The sequence below is a fragment of the Streptomyces sp. SID486 genome, from assembly GCF_009865385.1.
In the GTDB taxonomy this organism is placed as follows: Bacteria; Actinomycetota; Actinomycetes; order Streptomycetales; family Streptomycetaceae; genus Streptomyces.
The window spans coordinates 1-6,706 of the sequence record NZ_WWJT01000459.1 but is presented as its reverse complement, the minus strand read 5'-3'; the positions used below and the strand labels follow the sequence as shown (position 1 = coordinate 6,706).

Annotated in this window: 5 protein-coding genes and 2 tRNA genes; 1 reads left to right on the top strand and 6 read right to left on the bottom strand. The window is 70.1% G+C overall.

The window, feature by feature from the left end:
* Position 1: 1 nt before the first annotated feature.
* From GT045_RS21800 to GT045_RS21775, 6 genes are all read right to left on the bottom strand, one after another.
* Positions 2-74: transfer RNA gene (locus tag GT045_RS21800), tRNA-Glu, on the bottom strand.
* Between the two features lie 21 nt (positions 75-95).
* A tRNA-Gln gene (locus tag GT045_RS21795) sits at positions 96-167 on the bottom strand.
* Positions 168-257: 90 nt separating this feature from the next.
* Positions 258-989 carry an HAD family hydrolase gene (locus GT045_RS21790; protein ID WP_202528676.1) on the bottom strand — a complete coding sequence of 244 codons (732 nt, stop codon included), beginning with the start codon at positions 987-989 and terminating at the stop codon, positions 258-260.
* A 111-nt stretch (positions 990-1,100) separates the two neighbouring features.
* Complete coding sequence (gene gltX / locus GT045_RS21785) at positions 1,101-2,585, bottom strand: glutamate--tRNA ligase (RefSeq protein WP_161335154.1); 1,485 nt, start codon at positions 2,583-2,585, stop codon at positions 1,101-1,103.
* Positions 2,578-3,363, bottom strand: coding sequence for a fumarylacetoacetate hydrolase family protein (locus GT045_RS21780; protein WP_161288518.1), 786 nt, complete (start codon positions 3,361-3,363; stop codon positions 2,578-2,580). The genes gltX and GT045_RS21780 overlap by 8 nt, the downstream gene beginning before the upstream one ends.
* Before the next feature lie 185 nt (positions 3,364-3,548).
* Positions 3,549-3,743: a hypothetical protein gene (locus GT045_RS21775; RefSeq protein ID WP_161288520.1), complete on the bottom strand. Its 195-nt coding sequence runs from the start codon at positions 3,741-3,743 to the stop codon at positions 3,549-3,551.
* 569 nt (positions 3,744-4,312) lie between these two features.
* Between GT045_RS21775 and GT045_RS21770 the strand changes: the two genes are divergently transcribed.
* A partial coding sequence (locus GT045_RS21770; RefSeq protein WP_345942711.1) for a nitrate- and nitrite sensing domain-containing protein occupies positions 4,313-6,706 on the top strand: 2,394 nt, incomplete at its 3' end.

The window sequence follows — 6,706 nt, the reverse complement described above, 5'->3', positions numbered from 1 at the left end:
GTACCCCCGACCGGATTCGAACCGGCGCTACTGCCTTGAGAGGGCAGCGTGCTAGGCCGCTACACAACGGGGGCTTTGCAGATGAGCTCTGCGAGCTGGCCTACCTGGACTCGAACCAAGACTAACTGAACCAGAATCAGTCGTGCTGCCAATTACACCATAGGCCACTGGAACTCAACCCCCTGGGGGGTTCTCGTTCTAGTTCGCTCCTCGGGGCTCCGGCCTTTCGGCCCGTTCCCCTCGGCGCAGGAAGAACATTACCCGAAGGTGGACGGGGCTCCAAAACGGGTATCCGCGCGGACGAGCGCCGGGAGTTCGGCCAGGGTCGAGATCCGGTGCGCCACGACCTCCCCCACCACCCGTGCGACGGCCGTCCCGCGGTCGATCCACACGGACAGCAGCCCGGCTTCCGCGGCGCCCCTTCCGTCGATCTCGGGATGGTCGCCGACGTACGCCACCTCGCGCGGGGGCAGTCCCAGCGCCTCGCAGACGGCGAGGAAGGCGCCCGGCTGCGGCTTGGCGACGCCCAGCTCGGCGGCGCACAGGACGGTCTCGAAGCGGTCGAGGAGGCCGAGGACGCGCAGCTTGTGCTCCTGGACCGTGATGCTGGAGTTGGAGAGCACCGCGTGGCGGTGGCTGGTCGCGAGGACCTCCAGGGCGGGCAGGACGTCCGGGAAGAGGCTCCAGGCGGCCTCGTAGTGGGCCAGATAGCGGCGGAACCAGGCGTCGGCCTCGTCGTCGGTCAGCTCCCGGCCCAGGAAGACGCGGGTGCGGTCGCGGCGCTGGGTGAGGAAGTCCACCTCGCCGGCGGAGAACCGGGCCCACTGGGCGTCGGTGATCTCCCGCCAGCGCAGCAGGGCCCGCTCCACGCCCTCGTCCGCGCGGAGCAGGCCCTCGGCCCGGAGGTGGGCGCGCATGCCCGCCCGGTCCGCGGTCGTGTAGTCGAAGAGGGTGTCGTCGACGTCCCAGACCACGGCTCTGATCGTCATGCCCCCGACGGTACCGCCCGCCGCCCGGGATCCGGGGGCCGCCGGCCGGAGGGGACGTACGCCGAGGGGGCGGCACCCGGTCACCCGGATGCCGCCCCCTCGCCGGGATCGTCAGGCGGCGAGCCTCGCCAGGGCCGCGTCGACGCGGGCCAGCGTCCGCTCCTTGCCCAGGATCTCCAGGGACTCGAAGAGCGGCAGGCCGACCGTGCGGCCGGTCACGGCCACGCGGACCGGCGCCTGCGCCTTGCCGAGCTTGAGGCCGTGCGCCTCGCCGGCGGCCAGGACGGCCTCCTTCAGGGACTCGGCCGAGCTCCAGTCGGCCGCCTCCAGCTTCTCGCGGGCCGTGCGCAGCAGGGCGTCCGAGCCCTCCTTCATCGCCTTGGCCCACGACGCCTCGTCGAAGACCGGCTCCGGCAGGAACAGGAAGTCGACGTTCTCGGTGATCTCGGACAGGACCTTCAGGCGGGTCTGGGCGTGGGGGGCGATCGCCGCCCACTTCGCCGCGTCGAAGTCCTCCGGCGCCCAGGGGGCGAACGGCGGCTGCAGCCACGGGCGGCAGCGCTCGGCGAACTCCTTCACATCCAGCATGCGGATGTGGTCGGCGTTGATCGCCTCGCACTTCTTCAGGTCGAACCGCGCCGGGTTGGGGTTCACGTCGGCGATGTCGAAGGCGGCGACCATCTCCTCGATCGTGAAGATGTCCTTGTCCGCCGAGAGGGACCAGCCGAGCAGCGACAGGTAGTTGAGCAGGCCCTCGGGCAGGAAGCCCCGCTCGCGGTAGAGGTTGAGCGAGGACTGCGGGTCGCGCTTGGAGAGCTTCTTGTTGCCCTCGCCCATGACGTACGGCAGGTGGCCGAAGGCCGGGGTCTGCTTGGCGATGCCCAGTTCCGTCAGCGCCTTGTAGAGCGCGACCTGGCGCGGGGTGGAGGAGAGCAGGTCCTCGCCGCGCAGTACGTGGGTGATCTCCATCAGCGCGTCGTCGACCGGGTTGACCAGCGTGTACAGCGGGGCGCCGTTCGCGCGGACGATGCCGTAGTCGGGCACGTTCTCCGGGGTGAAGGTCAGCTCGCCGCGGACCAGGTCGGTGAAGGTGATCGTCTCGTCGGGCATCCGGAAGCGGACGATGGGGGTGCGGCCCTGGGCCTTGTACTCCTCCACCTGCCCGGCGGTCAGGTCGCGGCAGTGGCCGTCGTAGCCGGAGGGCTTGCCGGCCGCGCGGGCCGCCTCGCGGCGGGTGTCCAGCTCCTCCTGGGAGCAGTAGCAGTGGTAGGCGTGGCCGGCGTCGAGGAGCTTCTGGGCGACGTCGGCGTAGATGTCCATGCGCTGCGACTGCCGGTACGGCGCGTGCGGGCCGCCGACCTCGGGGCCCTCGTCCCAGTCGAAGCCCAGCCAGCGCATCGCGTCGAGCAGCTGGTTGTACGACTCCTCCGAGTCGCGGGCCGCGTCGGTGTCCTCGATACGGAAGACCAGGGTGCCCTGATGGTGCCGGGCGAACGCCCAGTTGAACAGGGCGGTGCGGACCAGGCCCACGTGGGGGTTACCGGTGGGCGACGGGCAGAAACGGACGCGTACGGGGGAGCCGGGTGCGCTAGCCACGCTTGACAACCTTGTTGGTGAGAGTGCCGATGCCTTCGATGGTGACGGCGACCTCGTCGCCGACGTTCAGGGGGCCGACCCCCGCGGGGGTGCCGGTGAGGATGACGTCGCCGGGCAGCAGCGTCATGGCCTCGGAGATGTTGACGATCAGATCCTCGATGGGGTGGATCATCTCGCTCGTACGGCCCAGCTGGCGCTGTTCGCCGTTGACGGTGAGCTGGACGGTCAGGTCGCCCGCGCGGGCGAGGTCCATGTCCGTCTCCACCCAGGGGCCGAGCGGGCAGGAGGTGTCGAAGCCCTTCGCCCGGGCCCACTGCTTCTCCTGCTTCTGCACGTCACGGGCGGTGACGTCGTTGGCGCAGGTGTAGCCGAAGATCACGTCCTTGACGCGGTCGCGCGGGACCTCGCGGCACATGCGGCCGATGACGACGGCCAGCTCGGCCTCGTGGTGCACCTCCCGGGAGAACGGGGGGTAGCGGATGTCGTCGCCGGGGCCGATCACGGAGGTGGAGGGCTTGAAGAAGGCGAACGGCGCCTCGGGCACCTCGTTGCCCAGCTCGCGCGCGTGGTCGGCGTAGTTGCGGCCGAACGCCACGACCTTGTTGGGCAGCACCGGCGGGAGCAGCCTGACCTTGCTCAGCGGCACCTTCGTGCCGGACAGCTCGTAGTCCGCGAACGGGATGCCCTTGATGATGTCGAGGACGAGTTCGTCCTGCTTGTCGCCCTCGACCGCGCCGAAGGCTACGTTCCCGTCGATGGAGAACCTGGCGATGCGCACGGGATCCTTGCGCCCCTCACTGAGAACCGGCGTACTGACGCCTCAGGCTATCGGAGCGGTTCCACGTCGTGCGCTTCCGGGGGCATCGCCGCAGGTCAGAGGCGGTTCAAGGGGCCCGGAAAGACGTGAGCGCGGCCGGAGGGACCGCTGGGGACCCTCGCGACCGCGCCCGGCGGAGCCGTCGGTCACGCGCCGGCCGGGGCACCCGCGCCGGCCGGGATCTCCATGAGGACGGTGCGCCTGGGGTTGGCCGTCTGGGCGGGCAGGTCGACGGAGTGCTCCGGCAGCTCGGGCGTGTGCAGCTCGCCGGCGTCGTCGAGGTGCGCCAGGGTCGTGCGTCGCGGGTTGGCTATGTTGCGGAACATCATCGTCGTCTTCACCGTTGTCGTCCTGTGCCCTCTGGTCGGGTGGGTTGGCAGAGTCGTCCCTGTTGTAAAGCGTCAGGCTAAACATCCGATTCCCCGACGAAGCCGCCAACTGCCCACGACGAGCATGTGAGTTTGCTCACGAACTCATGGGCAAAAGGGTCAATTCAGGCCGCCCTTACGCCCCTACGAAACGGACATTGACCACCTGAAGCGACCATTCCGCTCCTGATCATGGCGACTGGGACACCCGGCCCCGGGCGGCAACTCGCAGATGAATGCCCGTTATCGGCCGAAACAGGTTGTACGGCCGGTGATTCGTCACTCACACGTTGTCACGGAGGTCACAGCTCGGCCCACTGCCCTTGTTGGAGATCCTGCACTGTGCTGGAATTCCACGGACCGCCGCAGGATCGAGCCGGCGCGCAGGGCGCACCACAGCGCCGAGCGGCGGCGAGACAGGGGGGATCCAGCGCCGGTCACTCAAGACCACCGGGGGGCGTATTCAGGGCGCTCTCCAAAACGCCGACACCGTGTCCCTCCGTTCACGCGGAGGGGTGCCTGGTCCAGAGGTTGCGACGCTAGTGCAGGGACGTTTCAAGAGGGATGGCAGCGCTTCGGCGGAGCCGGAGCCGCACGACGGGACTGGCCCGATGAAAGGCAGCTCCTCGCCCCAGCACGCCCAGAACCAGGGCCCGGCCGGGGACGGCGGTGAGCGCGGCGGGCGCTCCGGCGCGTCGGCCGCGTCGGCGTCCACGACGGCAGCACCCTCGGGCAGCCCCGCCCCGACGGTGAAGCCCACGCAGGTCTCCGCCAGCACCGGTTCGCGGCTGGCCCTGCGCAACTGGCGCATCTCCACCCGCCTGGTGTCGCTGCTCGCACTGCCCGTGGTCGCGGCCACCACGCTGGGCGCGCTGCGTATCGACCAGAACATGAACGACATCCAGCAGCTCGACAACATGAAGCTGCTGACGGACATGACCAAGCAGGCCACCGAGCTGGCCATGGCGCTCCAGGACGAGCGCGACCAGTCGGCCGGTCCGCTGGCACACGGCGGCCTGAAGACGAACGACTACCAGGTCAAGGCGTACCAGCAGAAGACCGACCGGGCCCGCGACAACTTCCTCGACTCCTCCGAGCAGATCGACGCGGCGAGCAAGGAGGGCAACCTCCAGGGCGTCCGCGACGCGCTCGTCGGCCTGGCCAACCAGCTGGACGACCTGTCCCGGATCCGTCAGAAGGCCTACGCGTCCAAGGACAACTCGACGCAGACGGTCGAGTCGTACCACCGGCTCATCACCCAGCTGATCGGCCTCTCCCAGGACATGGCCGAGGCGTCCAGCAACCCGGAGATGATCTCCCGCACCCGCGCCCTGGCGGCCTTCTCCACCGCCAAGGAGTACGCCTCCGTGCAGCGCGCCGTGATCGCCGCCGCGCTGCCCGCGACCACCGACGTCAAGGGCGACCTCTCCGAGAACGACCGCCTCTACGGCCAGTCGGCGTACGAGAGCGAAGGCTCCGAGCTGGCGATCTTCCGCAAGATCTACGCGGACCAGAACGCCGAGGAACTCCTCAAGCCGATCGACGAGGGCAACCCGACGATCGAGTCCGCCGACACCTACGCCAAGCGCTCCTTCGAGTCCCCGGACGGACTGCAGCAGCAGCCGACGCGGTCCTACAAGGACTGGGTGGACGACAGCTCGACCAAGATCGAGCAGATGAAGAAGATCGAGCACACGCTCCTGGAGGAGATGGAGCAGAAGGCCCGCGAGCTGAAGAGCGCCACCCAGCGTGACGCCATCATCTCCGGTGCCCTGATCCTGCTCGTGCTCGGTGTCTCGCTGGTCGGCGCCTTCGTCGTCGCCCGGTCCATGATCCGCTCGCTGCGCCGGCTCCAGGAGACCGCGACCAGGGTCGCCCAGGACCGCCTGCCCGAGCTGGTCAAGCAGCTCTCCGAGTCCGACCCGCAGGACGTCGACACGTCCGTGGAGTCCGTCGGTGTGCACTCCCGGGACGAGATCGGCCAGGTGGCCACGGCCTTCGACGACGTGCACCGCGAGGCGGTCCGCCTCGCCGCCGAGCAGGCCCTGCTGCGGGGCAACGTCAACGCGATGTTCACCAACCTCTCGCGCCGCTCCCAGGGCCTCATCCAGCGCCAGCTGTCGCTGATCTCCGAGCTGGAGTCCCGCGAGGCCGACCCCGACCAGCTGTCCTCGCTGTTCAAGCTCGACCACCTCGCCACCCGCATGCGCCGTAACGGTGAGAACCTCCTCGTCCTCGCCGGTGAAGAGCCCGGCCGCCGCTGGACCCGCCCGGTCCCGCTGGTCGACGTGCTCCGCGCCGCCGCGTCCGAGGTGGAGCAGTACGAGCGCATCGAGCTGGCCTCCGTGCCGACCACAGAAGTGGCCGGCCGGGTCGTCAACGACCTCGTGCACCTGCTCGCCGAGCTGCTGGAGAACGCGACCTCGTTCTCCTCGCCGCAGACCAAGGTCAAGGTCACCGGTCACGCGCTGCCCGACGGCCGCGTGCTGATCGAGATCCACGACACCGGTATCGGCCTCTCCCCCGAGGACCTCGCGGCGATCAACGAGCGGCTCGCCTCGCCGCCCACCGTGGACGTCTCCGTCTCCCGCCGCATGGGCCTGTTCGTGGTCGGCCGGCTGTCCCAGCGGCACGGCATCCGCATCCAGCTGCGCCCCTCCGACTCCGGCGGTACGACCGCGCTGGTCATGCTGCCCGTGGACGTCGCCCAGGGCGGCAAGAAGCCCGCCCCCGGCAAGCCCGGTGCGCCCTCGACCGGTGGTCCCGCCGCCGCGCAGGCCGCCATGGGTGCCGCCGCGGCCCGGCGGCAGAACGGCAGCAACGGCGGTGCCCCGGCCGGTGGCGGACTGCTCGGTGGCGGTCCGGCTCCGCGCGGCCAGGTCGGCGCCGGCCAGGGCGGTCCCCGGGCCGCGCTGCCCGGTACGGGCCAGGGCGGC

Bases quoted from the DNA above. Each gene is read 5' to 3' on its own strand.
- GT045_RS21790 (WP_202528676.1), bottom strand. From the start codon at position 989: ATGACGATCAGAGCCGTGGTCTGGGACGTCGACGACACCCTCTTCGAC.